14 protein-coding genes are annotated in these 16,344 nt (G+C 62.5%); 13 read left to right on the top strand and 1 reads right to left on the bottom strand.

What is annotated here, in order from left to right; all coding sequences use genetic code 11:
* Positions 1-213 precede the first annotated feature (213 nt).
* Complete coding sequence (locus tag ACU5AZ_RS13745; protein ID WP_446822912.1) at positions 214-2,106, top strand: bifunctional sugar phosphate isomerase/epimerase/4-hydroxyphenylpyruvate dioxygenase family protein; 1,893 nt, start codon at positions 214-216, stop codon at positions 2,104-2,106.
* A gap of 22 nt (positions 2,107-2,128) precedes the next feature.
* Here ACU5AZ_RS13745 and ACU5AZ_RS13740 read toward each other — a convergent pair whose 3' ends face one another.
* The gene (locus ACU5AZ_RS13740) at positions 2,129-2,917 is read right to left on the bottom strand and encodes an IclR family transcriptional regulator (protein ID WP_446822911.1); all 789 of its coding nucleotides are present in this window, start codon (positions 2,915-2,917) and stop codon (positions 2,129-2,131) included.
* A 143-nt stretch (positions 2,918-3,060) separates the two neighbouring features.
* Here ACU5AZ_RS13740 and ACU5AZ_RS13735 point away from each other — a divergent pair, with 143 nt between their 5' ends.
* The 12 genes from ACU5AZ_RS13735 to ACU5AZ_RS13680 all read left to right on the top strand — a co-directional run bounded on the left by ACU5AZ_RS13735 (position 3,061) and on the right by ACU5AZ_RS13680 (position 16,010).
* A complete protein-coding gene (locus tag ACU5AZ_RS13735) occupies positions 3,061-4,569 on the top strand; it encodes an ABC transporter substrate-binding protein (RefSeq protein WP_446822910.1) in 1,509 nt (502 codons plus the stop codon).
* Between the two features lie 134 nt (positions 4,570-4,703).
* A complete protein-coding gene (locus tag ACU5AZ_RS13730; protein WP_446822909.1) occupies positions 4,704-5,621 on the top strand; it encodes an ABC transporter permease in 918 nt (305 codons plus the stop codon).
* Between the two features lies 1 nt (position 5,622).
* Entirely contained in the window at positions 5,623-6,519 is an 897-nt protein-coding gene (locus tag ACU5AZ_RS13725) for an ABC transporter permease (protein ID WP_446822908.1), read from the top strand.
* Complete coding sequence (locus ACU5AZ_RS13720) at positions 6,516-7,517, top strand: ABC transporter ATP-binding protein (protein WP_446822907.1); 1,002 nt, start codon at positions 6,516-6,518, stop codon at positions 7,515-7,517. Before ACU5AZ_RS13725 ends, ACU5AZ_RS13720 begins: the two co-directional genes overlap by 4 nt.
* Positions 7,514-8,515 (top strand): ABC transporter ATP-binding protein, encoded by a 1,002-nt coding sequence (locus tag ACU5AZ_RS13715; RefSeq protein ID WP_446822906.1) that lies wholly within the window; start codon positions 7,514-7,516, stop codon positions 8,513-8,515. The genes ACU5AZ_RS13720 and ACU5AZ_RS13715 overlap by 4 nt, the downstream gene beginning before the upstream one ends.
* 10 nt (positions 8,516-8,525) lie before the next feature.
* Positions 8,526-10,103 (top strand): gamma-glutamyltransferase family protein, encoded by a 1,578-nt coding sequence (locus ACU5AZ_RS13710; RefSeq protein ID WP_446822905.1) that lies wholly within the window; start codon positions 8,526-8,528, stop codon positions 10,101-10,103.
* Between the two features lies 1 nt (position 10,104).
* Entirely contained in the window at positions 10,105-11,493 is a 1,389-nt protein-coding gene (locus tag ACU5AZ_RS13705) for a M20 family metallopeptidase (protein WP_446822904.1), read from the top strand.
* Positions 11,494-11,507: 14 nt separating this feature from the next.
* Positions 11,508-13,001: an amidase gene (locus tag ACU5AZ_RS13700; protein ID WP_446822903.1), complete on the top strand. Its 1,494-nt coding sequence runs from the start codon at positions 11,508-11,510 to the stop codon at positions 12,999-13,001.
* Between the two features lie 270 nt (positions 13,002-13,271).
* Complete coding sequence (locus ACU5AZ_RS13695) at positions 13,272-14,291, top strand: 1-aminocyclopropane-1-carboxylate deaminase (protein WP_446822902.1); 1,020 nt, start codon at positions 13,272-13,274, stop codon at positions 14,289-14,291.
* A gap of 75 nt (positions 14,292-14,366) precedes the next feature.
* Positions 14,367-14,651, top strand: a complete 285-nt coding sequence (locus tag ACU5AZ_RS13690; RefSeq protein ID WP_446822901.1) for a type II toxin-antitoxin system RelE/ParE family toxin — start codon at positions 14,367-14,369, stop codon at positions 14,649-14,651.
* Entirely contained in the window at positions 14,623-14,937 is a 315-nt protein-coding gene (locus ACU5AZ_RS13685) for a HigA family addiction module antitoxin (protein WP_446822900.1), read from the top strand. Before ACU5AZ_RS13690 ends, ACU5AZ_RS13685 begins: the two co-directional genes overlap by 29 nt.
* Positions 14,938-15,284: 347 nt before the next feature.
* Positions 15,285-16,010 carry a hypothetical protein gene (locus tag ACU5AZ_RS13680; RefSeq protein ID WP_446822899.1) on the top strand — a complete coding sequence of 242 codons (726 nt, stop codon included), beginning with the start codon at positions 15,285-15,287 and terminating at the stop codon, positions 16,008-16,010.
* Positions 16,011-16,344: the final 334 nt, after the last annotated feature.

Here is a 16,344-nt window from a genome sequence, read left to right as displayed (position 1 = left end):
AACACGCCCAAGCGGCGCACCCGGCCCTGGGACTTCGTATCCCCGGCTTGGCGCGGAAAACTATCAACATTCGTACCATAATTTTGATTTCCTCGTATATTTTGCTATTTGCCATATACTGGGATTGCCATAAATGATGGATACGAGGCGCGCTGGCCGGAAGCCACCGCCTGACGTGGTCTTGAGCGCGTGGCACAGAGAGGAAATGGACCCATGAAGACTTCCATTGCAACCGTCTCGATCAGCGGCACGCTAGGCGAAAAGCTCGATGCGATCGCCGCCGCCGGTTTCGACGGTGTCGAAATCTTCGAGAACGACTTCCTGACCTTCGATGCATCGCCGCGCGATATTGGCAACATGGTCCGGGATGCCGGACTGGAGATCACCCTCTTCCAGCCGTTCCGTGATTTCGAGGGCATGCCGGAACCACAGCGGACCCGTGCATTCGACCGCGCCGAACGCAAGTTCGACATCATGCAGGAGCTCGGCACCGACCTCATGCTGGTCTGCTCCAACATTTCCCCGATCTCGCTGGGCGGCATCGATCGCGCGGCCGACGATTTTCGCGAACTCGGCGAGCGCGCCGCAAAGCGCGGATTGCGGGTCGGTTATGAGGCACTTGCCTGGGGCCGGCACATCAATGATCACCGCGACGCCTGGGAAATCGTCCGCCGGGCCGACCATCCGAACATCGGCCTTATCCTCGATTCCTTCCACACGCTGTCGCGCAAGATCGACGTCAATTCGATCCGCTCCATCCCCGGCGACCGTATTTTCATCGTCCAGCTCGCCGATGCACCGCTGATCGACATGGATCTGCTCTACTGGAGCCGCCATTTCCGCAACATGCCCGGCGAAGGCGACCTGCCGGTCGTCGATTTCATGCGGGCCGTCGCCGCCACGGGCTACAGCGGCCCCCTGTCCCTTGAAATCTTCAACGACCAGTTCCGCGGCGGCGCTCCCAAACTGGTCTCCAATGACGGCCACCGGTCCCTGATCCATCTGATGGACCGGGTGCAGCGAGAGGAGCCGGGCATTGCCATCTCGTCGAAAGCAATGCCCGACAGGGCGGCGGTCAGCGGGGTCGAGTTTATCGAATTCGCAACCAGCCAGCGGGAAGCGCAGACGCTTTCGAAGCTGCTGCGGATGATGGGCTTCCGCGCCTTCGCCCGCCACAAGTCGAAGGCCGTCACCCTGTATCGCCAGGGTGCCATCAATCTCGTCGTCAACACCGAGCACGAGGGATTCGCGCATTCCACCTTCGCCGTCCACGGCACATCGGCTTACGCCATGGGCCTCAAGGTCGGCGACGCAACTGCTGCACTGGAGCGCGCCGAGGCGCTCGATGCCGTTCCCTTCGAGCAGGCCGTCGGGCCGGGTGAACTGAACATCCCCGCCATCCGCGGCACGGGTGAAGGGCTGATCTACTTCATCGACGACAAGAGCGAACTCGGCCAGGTCTGGGACATCGAGTTCGAACCGATGGAGGACGAAAACCCGCCGGTCGACGCCTCCCTCACCCGGATCGATCACGTGGCGCAGACGATGCGCTCGGACGAGCTGCCCTCGGCGCTGCTGTTCTACACCTCGATCTTCAACCTCTCCAAGACGCCGCAGGTCGACATCACCGATCCGAGCGGCCTCGTGCGCAGCCAGGTCGTCGAGAGCAGCGACGGCAGCCTGCGCATTACGCTCAACGGCGCGGAGAACCGCAAGACACTTGCGGGGCACTTCATGGCCGAAAGCTTCGGCTCGGCCATCCAGCATCTGGCATTTGCGACCGATGACATTTTCGCAACCGCCAAGGCGCTTGCAGCCAACGGCCTGCAGCCGCTGCAGATCCCGCGCAACTACTACGACGACGTGGAGGCCCGCTTCGGCCTGGAGCCCGCGCTTGCCGACCGCCTGCGCGCTCACAACATCCTCTATGACCAGGATGCCGGTGGCGAGTATTTCCAGCTCTACAGCCAGGTCTTCGGAGAGGGCTTCTTCTTCGAGATCGTCGAGCGGCGCGGCAACTACCACGGCTACGGCGGGCCGAACGCACCATTCCGCATCGCCGCCCAGAAGCGCCACATGAAGCCTGAAGGCATGCCGGCCCGCTGAGACCGCGGAAGGGCTTGGCAGGTCAGCGCGGCAGGACGATCGAATTCGCCACTTCCATCAGTTGCGGCGCGATTTCCTTGTGGACACGATCGAGCGACCATTTGAGGCTGGAGACCGAGCACTGCACGGTGCCTCCGACCTCACCCCCCTTGGTGAACACGGGCGCGGCGATGCCGATCTCGTTGATGATGTTCTGGTTGACCGCAATGCCGTAGCCGAGCGCTGCGGCCTCCTCGACCTCCCTGGCGATCTGCGACCTGTCGGTCACGGTCTTCGAAGTGATCTGATCGATCGGCCAGGTCTCAAGCGCTTCCTTGCGCCGGGCCTCGTCGAAATGCGCCAGCATGATGCGTCCCGAAGAGGAGCTCAGCGCCTGCACGCGCCGTCCCACCACCATCGCGGCGAAGCTGGTCAGTTGCGTTGGAATCCGAACCACATAGATGATATCCGAGCCCATCGGTCGCGCCGCATTGACGCGCTCGCCCAGGCTCCGGCTGAGTTCGATCAGTTTCGGCATGGCCAGCTGCACGAACGGATCGGACGACAGATAGCTCGCCGCAAGTTCGAGAAACTTCAACGAGGGCCGGAAACGACGGCTGTCCGGATCCTTCTCCAGATAGCCGATCTTGTGCAGCGTGTTGGCCAGCCGCTGGGCCGCGCTCTTGTCGAGCCCCGTCAGTTCCGCGAGCTCCGTCAGGCCGAGTTCGGCATGATGCAGCCCGAAGGCCGCCATGATCCGCATGCCCTTTTCAAGCGACCCGACAAACAGCGTGTCCTGCTTCTTCTTCTCCCCCTCCAGCACTTTGCTCATTCCTTGTGCGCGCCCCCAATTTAAGCAATCCGTCTTGACAATCAGCGATCGCAAAATACACTGAATGAATATACAGTTCAATGTATCATATAATAATACAAAGAAGAGTCAACAGAGGGGCGGCGCAAGCCGTTGAAAATCAGATGAAGCCATTTCTATCCGTAAGTGCATTCACTCTGGCCGCTTTGCTTTCCTGCAGCCAGGCATATGCAAACAAGGCGGACGACACCCTGCATGTCGCCTTCAGCAAGGAACTCGAGTCGCTCGACTTCTACTATCAGTCGGCTCGCGAAGGCACGATCCTCAACCGTCAGGTCTGGGATGGTCTGGTCTTTCGCGATCCCGCGACCGGCAAATATGTCGGCGACCTCGCCACATCCTGGAAGTGGATCGACGACACCACGCTGGAATTCAAGCTGCGCGAAGGCGTGAAGTTCCATAACGGCGAAGACTTCGATGCCGATGACGTCGTCTACACAGTGGCAACTGTCACCAATCCGGACAGCCACGTGGTCACGCCAAGCTATGTGAACTGGATGAAGAACGTCGAGAAGATCGACAAGTACACGATCCGCATCCACACCAACGGTCCGTTCCCGGCCGCCCTCGAATACCTTTCCGGCCTCGTGCCGATCTACCCGGACAAGTACTATGCTGAAGTCGGCGCCAAGGGCATGGGCCTGAAGCCCGTCGGCACCGGCCCCTACATGGTCGAGAGCGTCGAGCCGGGCAAGCACTACGTGCTGAAGAAATTCGACGGCTATGTCGGCGCGAAGCAAAAGGCAAAAATCGGCACCATTGATATCCGCACCATTCCCGACATCAACACCCAGCTCGCCGAACTCTTCTCCGGCGGTCTCGATCTCATCTGGGGCGTGCCCGCCGACCAGGCCGAGCAGATGGAAAGCATGGACCAGCTGACCGTCAGCAATGAAAGCACCATGCGCATCGGCTATATCGTGATGGATGCGGCCGCCCGCGGCGGCGACAGCCCGTTCACGAAGAAGGAAGTCCGCCAGGCCGTTGGCTACGCGATCGACCGCAAGGCGATCGTCGAAAACCTCCTGAAGGGCAGCTCGGAAGTCATCAATTCCGCGTGCTACCCGACCCAGTTCGGCTGCACCCAGGATGTCCCGAGCTACGACTACGATCCGGCGAAGGCCAAGGAGCTGCTGGCAAAGGCCGGCTATCCGGACGGCTTCACGACAAGCTTCTACGCCTATCGTGACCGCCCCTATGCCGAAGCGATGATGTCCTACCTGAACGCCGTCGGCATCAAGGCCGACCTGAAGTTCCTGCAATACTCCGCTCTCCGCGAAATGCAGAAGAAGGGCGATGCCGGCTTCGGCTTCCTGACCTGGGGCTCGAACTCCATCAGCGACGTCTCCGCCATCACCAGCCTGTTCTTCGAAAAGGGCGACCAGGACTTCGCGCGTGACGATCAGGTCGCCGAATGGCTGAAGGCCGGCGACACGACGGTCGATGAAGAGAAGCGGAAGGAAGACTACGCCAAGGCGCTGACGAAGATCGCGGATGAAGCCTACTGGATCCCGTTGTTCTCCTACAACACGAACTATGTCTTCACCAAGGACATCGACTTCAAGCCGACCCCGGACGAAATCGTCCGCTTCTTCGACATGGGCTGGAAATAGCAGTCTGTGCGCCTGACCGTCTCCGGACGGTCGGGTCGTTCCTCTCTCCCGGCGTAAACCTCCCATCCACCCTGCGCCGGGAGAGGTGACGCCGCCACGGCATGAACGCCGCGGCCGCCCAAAGGAGACGTCGCATGCTTGCATTCGCTTTGAAACGGCTCGGGCTCGCCATCCTGGTGACGCTCACCGTCTCGGTCATCAGTTTCTCGCTTCTGCACCTCTCGGGTGATCCGGCGGCAGCCCTTGCCGGCGAGAACGCCAGTTCCGCCGACCTCGAGGCCATCCGTCAGCTCTACGGCTTCGACCGTCCGCTGACGACGCAATACACCGAATGGCTGTGGAACGCCCTGCATGGCGACTTCGGCCAGAGCTACTATTTCAAGCTGCCCGTGGCAGATCTGATCGCCGACCGGCTGTCCGTCACCATGATGCTCGGCCTATGTGGCATCACTTTCGCGCTTGTCGTGGCGGTCCCCCTCGGCGTCGCGGCCGCTGTCCGGCCGAACTCCATCATCGACCGGCTCGCCCTCTTCCTGTCGGTTGCCGGCCAGGCCTTGCCGAGCTTCTGGTTCGGGCTTGTGCTCGTCGTGATCTTCTCGATCAAACTCAGGCTTCTGCCGCCATCCGGATCGGAGACCTGGAAGCATTTCATCATGCCGACCGTCGTGCTTGGCTACTACGCCATGCCGGCCATCATGCGCCTGACCCGCGCCGGCATGCTGGAGGTGCTGAACGCCGATTACATCCGCACCGCGCGAGCGAAGGGTGCGGGCACGATGCGCGTTCTCTTCAAGCACGCGCTGCGCAACGCCATCATTCCGGTCGTGTCGCTCTCTGCCGTGCAGATGGGCTTCATGCTCGGCGGCTCGGTGGTGGTGGAGGCGATCTTCGCCCTCCATGGCGCGGGCTACCTCGCCTGGGAGTCGATCTCCCGGCACGACCTGCCGACCGTGCAGGCGCTGATCCTGATCTTCTCCTGTTTCTACATCCTCTTCACATTCCTCTCGGATCTGACCAATGCCTGGCTCGATCCGCGCATAAGGGTGGGCTGACATGAGCCAATCGACCGCTCCCACTGCTGAAACCATCGTCGGCATGACGCCGGCCGCCATATTGCGGCGACGCATCTTCGGCCATCTCGGCCTGATGATCGGCCTCACGATCCTCGCCATTGTCGTTGCCGCTGCCGTCTTTGCGCCGATGCTGACATCGCACGATCCCTATGCGCAGGATCTCTTTGCCCGCATGAAGCCGCCATTCTGGATGGCGGGCACCAATCCCGATCATATTCTCGGCACCGACCAGCTAGGACGCGATTATCTCGCCCGGCTGCTGTACGGCGCCCGGATTTCGCTGCTGATCGGCCTCGTCACCGCCCTGATCTCCGGCACGATCGGCACGCTTCTCGGTGTCGCCGCCGGCTATTTCGGCGGCAAGGTCGACCTCTTCGTCACCTTCCTGATCAACGTCCGCCTCGCCATGCCGGTCGTCCTCGTGGCGCTTGCCATCGTCGCCCTGTTCGGCGGCTCGCTGCAGGTGGTGATCATGGTCCTCGGCCTGCTGCTCTGGGATCGCTTCGCGGTCGTCATGCGCTCCTCCGTCATGCAGATCCGCGATCTCGAATACGTCAACGCGGCGCGCGCCATCGGCTGTTCGACGACCCGCATCGTTCTCTCCGAGATCATGCCGAATATCGCCAACAACCTGATCGTCGTCATGACGCTGGAAATGGCGCACGCCATCCTGCTCGAAGCAGCCCTCTCCTTCCTGGGTCTCGGCGTACAGCCTCCGACCCCCTCCTGGGGCCTGATGATCTCGGAAGGCAAGCAGATGATGCTGTTCCAGCCCTGGCTGATCACCATTCCCGGCATTGCGCTGTTCCTGCTCGTGCTGGCGATCAACCTGATGGGCGACGGACTGCGCGACGTCACGGCGCCGGAGTCGAAATGATGACCCAAACGAACGACACCATCCTCACGGTGGAAGGCCTGACGGTCGACATACCGATCGGCGTCCACACGATCAAAGCGGTGCGCGGCATCGACTTCGAACTGAAGCGCGGCGAGACGCTCTGTATCGTCGGCGAATCCGGTTCCGGCAAGTCGCTGACATCGCTGGCAATCATGGGCCTGCTCGGCAAGAACATGAAGGTCGGCGCTGAAAAACTGGAATTCGCCGGCAAGGACCTGAGGTCCGTTTCCAAGGCAGAGATGCAGAAGCTGCGCGGTGACCGCATGGCGATGATCTTCCAGGAGCCGATGACCTCGCTGAACCCGGCCTACACGATCGGCGACCAACTGAGCGAAGCCTTGCGCCTTCACCGTCCGATCTCGAAGGCAGAAGCCATGCAGCGCGCCGCCGAGCTCTTGGGCAAGGTCGGCATCACCGCCGCCGAAAGCCGGCTGAAACAGTATCCGCATCAGCTTTCCGGCGGCCTGCGGCAGCGTGTGATGATCGCCATGGCGCTGATGTGCGAGCCGGAACTGATCATCGCCGACGAGCCGACGACAGCGCTCGACGTCACGATCCAGGCGCAGATCCTGCGCCTGCTGGCCGACCTGAAGCGTGAGCTCAACATGGCGCTGATCCTCGTCACCCACGATCTCGGCGTCGTCGCCCGCATCGCCGACAAGGTGGCGGTCATGTATGCCGGCGAGATCGTCGAGGCGGGCACCGCCACGGAGATCTTCGACCAGCCGGCCCATCCCTATACCCGCGGCCTGCTGCGCTGCATCCCCGTCCCCGGCAAGACGAAGCCCGGCGAACCGCTCGGTTCCATCCCCGGCATCGTGCCGTCGCTGATCGGCGGCATCGAGGGATGCGCCTTCCGTGACCGCTGCGAACTGGCGGAAGCGGCCTGTTCCAGGCCCGTCGCGCCGCGCGGCGCAGGCGGGCAGCACTGGTACCGCTGCATTCAGGACATTGCTGCCATGGAGGTCGCCTCGTGACTGTCTCCGACACCTCGACACCCGTCCTCGAACTGACCGGCATCACCAAGACCTATCAGGTCAAGCAGGGCATGTTTTCGAAGCCCCGGCCCCTGCAGGCGCTGAGTGGCGTCTCGCTCAGGATCCGCAAGAAGGACGTCCTCGGCCTCGTCGGCGAATCCGGCTGCGGCAAGTCCACCCTCGCCAAAGTCCTGCTCGGCCTCGAACAGCCGACGACAGGCCAGGTTCTGGTCGACGGCCAGGTGATCGGACCGGGCGATCGCCAGCTCCTCGCCCGCCGCATCCAACCGATCTTTCAGGACCCCTACTCCTCCCTCAATCCGCGAAAGTCGATCGAGGACATCGTCTCCCTGCCGCTGGTCGTCCACAAGATCGGCGACAGCGCCTTGCGGCAGAAGGCGGTTGCGAAGATGCTCGACCTCGTCGGACTTCCGCAGCGCGCCCGCAAGGGCTATCCCGGCCAGCTTTCCGGCGGCCAGCGACAGCGCGTGGCGATCGCCCGGGCCCTGATCATCAATCCGGAAATCGTCATCTGCGACGAGCCGACCTCGGCGCTCGACGTCTCGATCCAGTCGCAGATCCTGAACCTTCTCGCCGAACTGCGCGAGGAACTGGGGCTGACCTATCTCTTCATCAGCCACAACCTCGCCGTCGTCGAGCATCTGGCGACCCGGGTCGCCGTCATGTATCTGGGTAAGATCGTCGAGGAAGCGCCCGCCGCAGAACTCTTCCAGGGACCCAAGCATCCCTACACCCGCGCCCTCCTGGACTCGGTTCTCACCCCCGATCCCTCCCTCTCCGTGCCCCACATCCAGCTCGGCGCCACCTTCCCCAACCCGATCTCTCCCCCCTCCGGCTGTCATTTCCATCCGCGCTGCGCCGTGGCAAAAGACATCTGCAAGTCGCAGGCGCCGCCGCATGTGGTTGCCGGCGCCTCGCACGTCGACTGTCATCTCTTCCGCACAAGCGACGACCGAAAATCCATCCTTCCTGCCTGAACGGTGATCCATGAGCAATTTTTCGACGACCCAGACCGTCACCAAGCGCGTGACCCCGACCAGCGGCGGCATCGTCGCGGCCCAGCATCGCAAGGCAGCCGAAGTGGGCGCCGCTATCCTCGAGGCCGGTGGTGACGCCATCGACGCCGCCGTCGGCACCTCGTTCGCTATCGGCGTCGTCGAACCGTGGATGAGCGGACCGGCGGGCGGCGGTACGATGATGATCTGGCGCGAGGCCGAGCAGAAGGCCTATACGCTGTTCTTCGGCATGCGCTCGCCCAAGGCGCTCGACCCGAAGGACTATCCGCTCGACGGTTCCGGCCGCTCCTCCGACCTCTTCCCCTGGCCGACCGTCAAGGACGACCGCAATGTACAGGGCGCAACGGCCATCGCCGTTCCCGGCACGGTCGCCGGCATGGAGCTCGCTCACCAGACCTTCGGCACGCTTTCGTGGAAGGAGCTTCTCGCTCCCGCCGTCGGTCTCGCGAAGGAAGGCATGCTGGTCGACTGGTTCGCGTCGCTGATGATCTCCTCCTCTACCCGCGAACTCGCAAAGGACGCGGATTCCGCCAGCCTGTTTCTCGAAGATGGCCAGTGGCCGAAGATCGCCGGCTGGACGGCGCTGTCCGACACGCGGCTCGACCAATCGCGGCTTGCCGCAACGCTGGAAAGACTGGCGGAGGCCGGCGCGCGCGACTTCTATGAAGGCGAGATTGCCCGCGCCATGGTCGCCGACATTCAGGCGAAAGGCGGATGCCTCGGACTGGACGACCTGAAGGCTTACAAGGCGGACCTGCGGGACACGATTGCCGTCCCTTATCGCGGCGGCACCATCCATGCATCGAAGGGACTGACGGCCGGTCCCAACCTTGCCGATTGCCTGATGATGATGCAGGAGAGCTTCGAGCCCGGCACCGACCCCGACGGCAAGAGTTACGCCGCCATGGCCGCAGCGCTTGGCGCCGCCTACGAAAAGCGGCTGAAGGGCATGGGCGATCTCGACGCGCCGCACGCACCCTCCTGCACCACGCATTTCTCGGTCGTCGACCGGCACGGCAACATGGTCGCCGTCACCCAGACGCTGCTATCGATCTTCGGCTCCAAGGTCGTCTCGCCCTCGACCGGCCTTCTGATGAACAACGGCATCATGTGGTTCGACCCGGAGCCCGGCAAGCCGAACTCGCTCGGCCCCGACAAGGGCTGCCTGATGAATGTCTGCCCGGCCATCGGCGAAAAGGACGGCAAGCGTTTCGCAATCGGCGCATCCGGCGGCCGCAAGATCCTGCCGGCCGTCCTGAACCTCACCTCCTTCATGACCGACTTCGGCATGGATCTCGGCGAGGCCTTTCACCAGCCGCGCATCGACAATACCGGCGGCGGCACCATCGTCGCCGACGAAGACCTGTCGCCGGAGATCATCGCGGCGCTCAATGCCGTCCTGCCGACCGCTACCGCCAAGCGGACGGTGTTCCCCTACGCCTTCGCCTGCCCCGCTGGCGTTGCCCGCGAGAACGGCCTGAACACCGGCTGCACAGAGATCATGTCGCCCTGGGGCGATGCGATCGCCGAAAAGGAAAAGACGCACTGACATGACGGATCGCACCAACGCCCTCGACGCCATCGCCCGCTACGCGGATACCGGCGGCTTTACCGAAGAACTCGCCGGCCTCGTCGCCATCGGCTCGGAAAGCCAGGACCCCGCCGGGCGCGCCGAACTTGCCCGCTATCTCGACGACGCGATGATCCCGATGCTGGAGACGATGGGCTTTGCCTGCCGCATCCTCGCAAATCCGCTCGACGCCGACATCCCGTTTCTCTTCGCAGAACGCATCGAGAGCCCGGAGCTTGAGACCATTCTCGTCTATGGCCATGGCGACGTCATCCGCGCACAAACCGATCAGTGGCGCGACGGGCTGGCACCGTTCCGTCTGGTGATCGAAGGCGACCGCGCCTATGGCCGCGGCACCGCCGACAACAAGGGCCAGCACCTCATCAATTTTGCAGCGCTCCGCACGATCATCGCCACCCGCGGCGCGCTCGGCTTCAACTGCAAGATCATCCTGGAAATGGGCGAGGAATGCGGCTCGCCGGGCCTCGACGAACTCTTCGCCGCCAACCGCGATCTCCTGAAGGCAGACGTCCTGATCGCCTCCGACGGTCCGCGCCTGCATCCCGAGCGGCCGACGCTGTTCATGGGCTCGCGCGGCGCGGTCAACTTCGACCTTCGCGTGTCCCTGCGCGAAGGCGCGCATCACTCCGGCAACTGGGGCGGCCTTTTGAAGGACCCCGCCACCATCCTCGCCCACGCGATCACCTCGATCGTCGACCGCCGGGGGCAAATCAAGGTGCCGGAATGGCGACCCACCAGCCTGACGCCTGCCGTGCGCAAGGCGCTGGAGGATTGCCCCGTCGGCGGTTTCGACGGTCCGTCGATCGACACCGACTGGGGCGAGGAAAGCCTGACGCCGTCCGAGCGCGTGTTCGGCTGGAATTCCTTCGCCGTGCTCGCCCAGAAGAGCGGCGTTCCGGAGGCCCCGGTCAATGCGATTTCCGGCTGGGCGAACGCCCATTGCCAGCTGCGCTACGTGGTCGGCACCGACCCGGACGACATTCTGCCGGCGCTGCGCCGCCATCTCGACCGCGAAGGCTTCGACGATGTCGAGATCATCCCCGCCGAACGCGGCTTCTTCCACGCCACTCGCCTCGACCCGGACCATCCGTGGGTGAAGCGGGTTGCCGCCTCGGTCGGCGAGACGACAGGCAAGCGGCCGGCGATCCTGCCGAACCTTGCCGGCTCCATCCCCAATGAGTGCTTCTCCGAGACGCTTGGCCTGCCGACCGTCTGGCTGCCGCATTCCTATCCCGGCTGCTCGCAGCATGCGCCGAATGAACATATCCTGTTGTCGTCGAGCCGTGAGGCGCTGATGATGATGACCGGCCTGTTCTGGGATATCGGCACCCAAAATCAGCCACAGTAGGAAGGACGCGACGCATGACCACCGATCCCGCAGATCTCGGCGCCATCGAGGCGCGCCAGCTGATCTCACGACGCCAGCTATCGCCGGTCGAACTGACGGAAGCCTGCATCGCCCGGACGGAGGCAATCAATCCGGCGATCAATGCCGTCGTTGCCACCGATTTCGATCGCATGCGCGCCGAGGCCCGCAAGGCCGAAGAGGCCGTAATGGCCGGAGAACCGCTCGGCCCCGTGCATGGCCTGCCCTTTGGCGTGAAGGACATGATCGACGTCACCGGCCTGCCGACGACGCTCGGCTCTGAAATCTACCGCGACAACATCGCCACCAAGGATGACGCGATCGTCGCCGCCATGCGCCGCGCCGGCGCCGTCGTGCTCGGCAAGACCAACAATCCGGAATTTTCCGCCGGCGGCAACACGGTCAACACCGTCTACGGCCCGACCGGCAATCCGCATGACCCGACGAAGAGCGCCGCCGGTTCCTCCGGCGGTTCGGCGGCGGCGCTGGCGACCGGTATGGCGCCGCTCTGTACCGGCTCGGACACGGGCGGCAGCCTGCGCAACCCGGCCGCCTTCTGCGGCGTCGTCGGCTTCCGTCCATCGCCCGGCGTCGTTCCCGGCGACACGCGCGGCATGGCGCTGATGCACCTGCCGACCTCCGGCCCGATGGCCCGCACCGTGGCCGATACGGCGCTGATGCTCTCCGTCATCGCCCGGCCGGACCGCCTCGACCCCTTCACCGCCGTCGTCGACGACAGGACCCCGTGGAACCCGGCGGATTTCGCCCGCCTGCCGCGCCGCGATCTCTCGTCGCTGAAATTCGCTTTCACCGAGGACTACGGCTTCGCCATGACGGAGAAGGTCGTGCGCCGCGCCTTCTTGAGCCGCATCGACTGGCTCTCCTCCACCCTCGGCCGGGCGGAAGCGACCACGCCGGACTGCACCGACGCCGACCGCATCTTCGCCGTGCTGCGGGCGCTGATGTTCCTCGGCACCCATCAGGCCGGCGTGGCAAAGACGCCGGAGCGCTACGGCCCGAACATCATCGCCAATGTCGAGGAGGGCCTCTCCTATTCCGCGCTCGACGTCGCCGACGCGATGAACCGCCAGGGCGCCTTTTACCGCAGCTGGCAAAGCTTCTTCGACAGCCACGACTACCTGCTGTCGCCGGCCGTCACCATCAGCCCGCGCGACTGGCACGAACTCTACCCGAAGGAAATCGATGGCGTCGCCACGCAGAGCTACTACCAGTGGCTGGCGATGGCCTATGCCTCGACGATTGCGGGCCACCCCTCGATCACCATTCCGGTCGGCCGCGATGAACTGGGCATGCCCTTCGGCCTGCAGATCGTCGGCCGCCGCAATGATGATCTCGGCGTGCTCGCGGTCGCAGCCGAGCTGGAAGCGATCTTCGCCGGCAGCAGCGAGTTCGCCCGCCCGCTGCCCGACATCGAGGCCTTGAAGAAGGCCCGGCCGATCCTTGCCGATGGAATCGTGGCGATCACCTGAGCCCGGAAATCAATATCCTTGCGACCAGGCGCCGGGGCTCCTTGAACAGGGGCACCGGCGTTTCCATTCGACGGCCCACCGGCGGAGAAAGTGCCAATTTTCAAATGAAGTTATCTTCCGATTTTTTTCATTAATATGGAAGATATGGCGACATATTGGTATTATTGAGAATATTTACGATCGTTTTTTATCCAAATAAGAGAGCACATTTCATCCGATTTTCTCTATGTTGGCGCCATATTCAGCCCATGTCCAGCAAGGAGCCAACTGATGTCCCTCTTGGAAAAATTCGAACGTTACCCACTCACCTTCGGCCCGACACCGATCGAACATCTGCCGCGCCTTTCGGAAGCGCTCGGCGGCAAGGTCGAGATCTACGCCAAGCGTGACGACTGCAATTCCGGCCTCGCCATGGGCGGCAACAAGCTGCGCAAGCTCGAATACATTGTCCCGGACGCGATCGCATCCGGCGCCGACACGCTCGTCTCGATCGGCGGCGTGCAGTCGAACCACACCCGCATGGTCGCCGCCACCGCCGCCAAGATCGGCATGAAATGCGTGGTCATCCAGGAAAAGTGGGTGCCGCATTATGACGCCGTCTACGACCGCGTCGGCAACATCCTGATGACCCGCCTGATGGGCGCCGACAGCCGCCTCGTCGACGACGGCTTCGACATCGGCATCCGCAAGAGCTGGGAAGACGCGATCCAGTCGGTGAAGGACGCCGGCGGCACGCCGTACCCGATCCCGGCCGGCGCCTCGGTGCACAAATACGGCGCGCTCGGCTATATCGGCTTTGCCGAGGAAGTGGCCAAGCAAGAGGAAGAGCTCGGCTTCAAGTTCGACTATATCGTCGTGTGCGTCGTCACCGGCTCCACCCAGGGCGGCATGATCGTCGGCTTCGCGGCCCAGGACCGCGCCGACCGCGTCATCGGCATCGATGCTTCCGGAACGCTCGAGCAGACCCGCGCCCAGGTCCGCCAGATCGTCGACAACACCGCCGAACTCGTCGGCCTCGGCCGCACTGTCCGCGAAGACGAAATCGTCATCAACCCGGACTACGCCTACCCCGCCTACGGCGTCCCGTCGGAAGAGACCAACGAGGCGATCCGGCTTGCCGCCCGCACCGAAGCCATGATCACCGACCCGGTCTATGAAGGCAAGTCCATGCAGGGCCTGATCGACCTGACGAAGAAGGGCTTCTTCCCGGAGGGCTCCAAGGTCCTCTACGCCCACCTCGGCGGCGCCCCGGCCCTGAACGGCTACAGCTATTATTACAAGGAAGGGTGAGGGAGCGCCCCTCGCACGACTTCCCGCCAAATGATAACGCATTGCGTCATATAACGTGATGCGTTATGTTTCCTCATGATCCAGAGTTTCGCCGATCCGGAAACCGAATGCATCTGGTCGGGTCGGCGAAGCCGGAAGCTTCCGCCGGACATTCAGCCGGTTGCCCTGCGCAAGCTGCGCCTTCTCAACCAGGCGCGCACGCTGCAGGATTTGCGCGTCCCGCCCGGCAACAGGCTCGAAGCGCTGAAAGGCGACAGGACGGGCCAGCACAGCATCCGGATCAACAGCCAGTGGCGCATCTGCTTCATCTGGCAGGAAGGAGGACCGAGCCATGTCACAATCGTCGACTACCATGACTGATCTCTTGCCGAATCCGCATCCCGGCGAGATCCTGCTCGAAGAGTTTTTGAAACCCATGGGCGTCAGCCAGAACGCGCTCGCCCGCGCCGTCCACGTCCCGCCGCGCCGCATCAACGAGATCGTGCTCGGCAAACGCGCCATGACCGCCGACACCGACCTGCGCCTCGCCCGCTATTTCGGCATATCCGAAGGCTTCTTCCTCGGCCTGCAGACCGACTACGACCTGATGCAACGCCGCCGCCAGATCGAAGATGACTTGTCAAGGATCGAGCCGAGGGCGGCTTAGGTTGGCGCCATGCGCGACGAGAAGATAGCCCGGAAGTGGGTGAGTAGAGCGATACTCAGGTAGCTTTACTAACCAGCTTTTCTGCGCTGGCAATGGTAGTCCCCAGTGAACTGCGAGCCTTCTCAAAAAACTAGGTAAAAGCGTTATTTCTAGCAAATTTTGGACATCAGCCCAATCATGGCCCACTGGCCTGCTGCCGGTAAATCAAGTGCGGGTCAATTACGAGGTCACGTCCACGTTAAGGCTCCATTTAGTCGATCAAGATTAGTAGGAAACCCGACCGACGCGTTTTGCTCTAGCGATAGAACGGCAACACTATTGTCAACGCAGGCTTCAGGAGGGTGGTGATGAATGGCTGCAATTCCCTTGGCGGGCTAAGCCGGCGCTCCTTCTTCGCGTCGTTTTGTGGCGCGCTTTTGGCGAGTTGCCAGGACGGGCGCGCCAGCATTCGCTTTCGCGTAATAGCAAAGGTTTTCTATGAGGGCGCAGAATACCATGCGTCCACAGTAATGGAGTGCCACTATGCGCGTATCAAGAACAGCCTGATCGGCATGGGCGGTTCAACCACGCTGTACGGGGAGGCTCTGATTTTCGATCTACCCGATGGCCATACATTTTATGTCTTGCCCTATTGGTTAGACAAGGGTCACCTCAATCAACTCTATGAGCGCGGTCTTCTGACTACTTTCGGGATTAAGAGCAGTCTCGGTGGGCTGACCGGCAATGATCTGAGTCGTATCAAGAGCTTGACCGGCACAAAGCCATTCAATTACTTCGGCCATCTGCCTGCTATAGTGGCCTTTGAAGATGAACAGAATCCGAAATCAATTTTCGCTTTAGAACCGGACGCGTTGGGACGTGTTTTTCCTGGTGTGACCTACGCGGGCGTAGACCTGCAAATAACAACATCGCCAGTTACCGAGAAGCTCCGGGAGCGATTGACGTGGCTAAATACGCCGGCAGGAACGCAAGTATTCGAACGTGACCCGCCTGGTCAGATTCGCCGAGCTAGCGAAAGTCCAATTGGATATAACATCACCAAGGCCAAATTTTTCGGCGACGGCAGCAGGTAGCATCGGCCAATGAGAGCGACTGTGGCTGATCGGAAAATGCGAGCAGTGGTCACCGAAGCGACCAACCACGACACCGTCTGGGTTCAGCCATGGATGACAGCCACGTGCCGCTCAGGAATAAGCTCGAAAAGAGCTTGACCTTACCCCGCCGATTAGAGAAGCACCGCCGGCTGGCGGGAACTCGGTCCAACCGCCTCCGGCTCGCCATTCCGTTGACGTCGTCCAAGGATTCGCGGTGTTGTGAATCCTTTTGACTGCACCGGAAATACGGCAAGTCGGTACCGAGACGGTACAAAAGTGATTTTTTTGGAAAGCAGGCAGAAACGAAGAAAGC

It is taken from the genome of Rhizobium sp. PAMB 3182 (assembly GCF_052908355.1).
Note: the sequence above shows the minus strand (reverse complement) of the source record. Positions and strands in the feature narration are given on the sequence as shown.

Excerpts from the sequence above, each read along its gene's own strand:
- ACU5AZ_RS13745 (WP_446822912.1), top strand. The coding sequence starts at position 214 with ATGAAGACTTCCATTGCAACCGTCTCGATCAGCGGCACGCTAGGCGAA.
- ACU5AZ_RS13740 (WP_446822911.1), bottom strand. The coding sequence starts at position 2,917 with ATGAGCAAAGTGCTGGAGGGGGAGAAGAAGAAGCAGGACACGCTGTTT.
- ACU5AZ_RS13735 (WP_446822910.1), top strand. The coding sequence starts at position 3,061 with ATGAAGCCATTTCTATCCGTAAGTGCATTCACTCTGGCCGCTTTGCTT.
- ACU5AZ_RS13730 (WP_446822909.1), top strand. The coding sequence starts at position 4,704 with ATGCTTGCATTCGCTTTGAAACGGCTCGGGCTCGCCATCCTGGTGACG.
- ACU5AZ_RS13725 (WP_446822908.1), top strand. The coding sequence starts at position 5,623 with ATGAGCCAATCGACCGCTCCCACTGCTGAAACCATCGTCGGCATGACG.
- ACU5AZ_RS13720 (WP_446822907.1), top strand. The coding sequence starts at position 6,516 with ATGATGACCCAAACGAACGACACCATCCTCACGGTGGAAGGCCTGACG.
- ACU5AZ_RS13710 (WP_446822905.1), top strand. The coding sequence starts at position 8,526 with ATGAGCAATTTTTCGACGACCCAGACCGTCACCAAGCGCGTGACCCCG.
- ACU5AZ_RS13705 (WP_446822904.1), top strand. The coding sequence starts at position 10,105 with ATGACGGATCGCACCAACGCCCTCGACGCCATCGCCCGCTACGCGGAT.
- ACU5AZ_RS13700 (WP_446822903.1), top strand. The coding sequence starts at position 11,508 with ATGACCACCGATCCCGCAGATCTCGGCGCCATCGAGGCGCGCCAGCTG.
- ACU5AZ_RS13695 (WP_446822902.1), top strand. The coding sequence starts at position 13,272 with ATGTCCCTCTTGGAAAAATTCGAACGTTACCCACTCACCTTCGGCCCG.
- ACU5AZ_RS13690 (WP_446822901.1), top strand. The coding sequence starts at position 14,367 with ATGATCCAGAGTTTCGCCGATCCGGAAACCGAATGCATCTGGTCGGGT.
- ACU5AZ_RS13685 (WP_446822900.1), top strand. The coding sequence starts at position 14,623 with ATGTCACAATCGTCGACTACCATGACTGATCTCTTGCCGAATCCGCAT.
- ACU5AZ_RS13680 (WP_446822899.1), top strand. The coding sequence starts at position 15,285 with ATGAATGGCTGCAATTCCCTTGGCGGGCTAAGCCGGCGCTCCTTCTTC.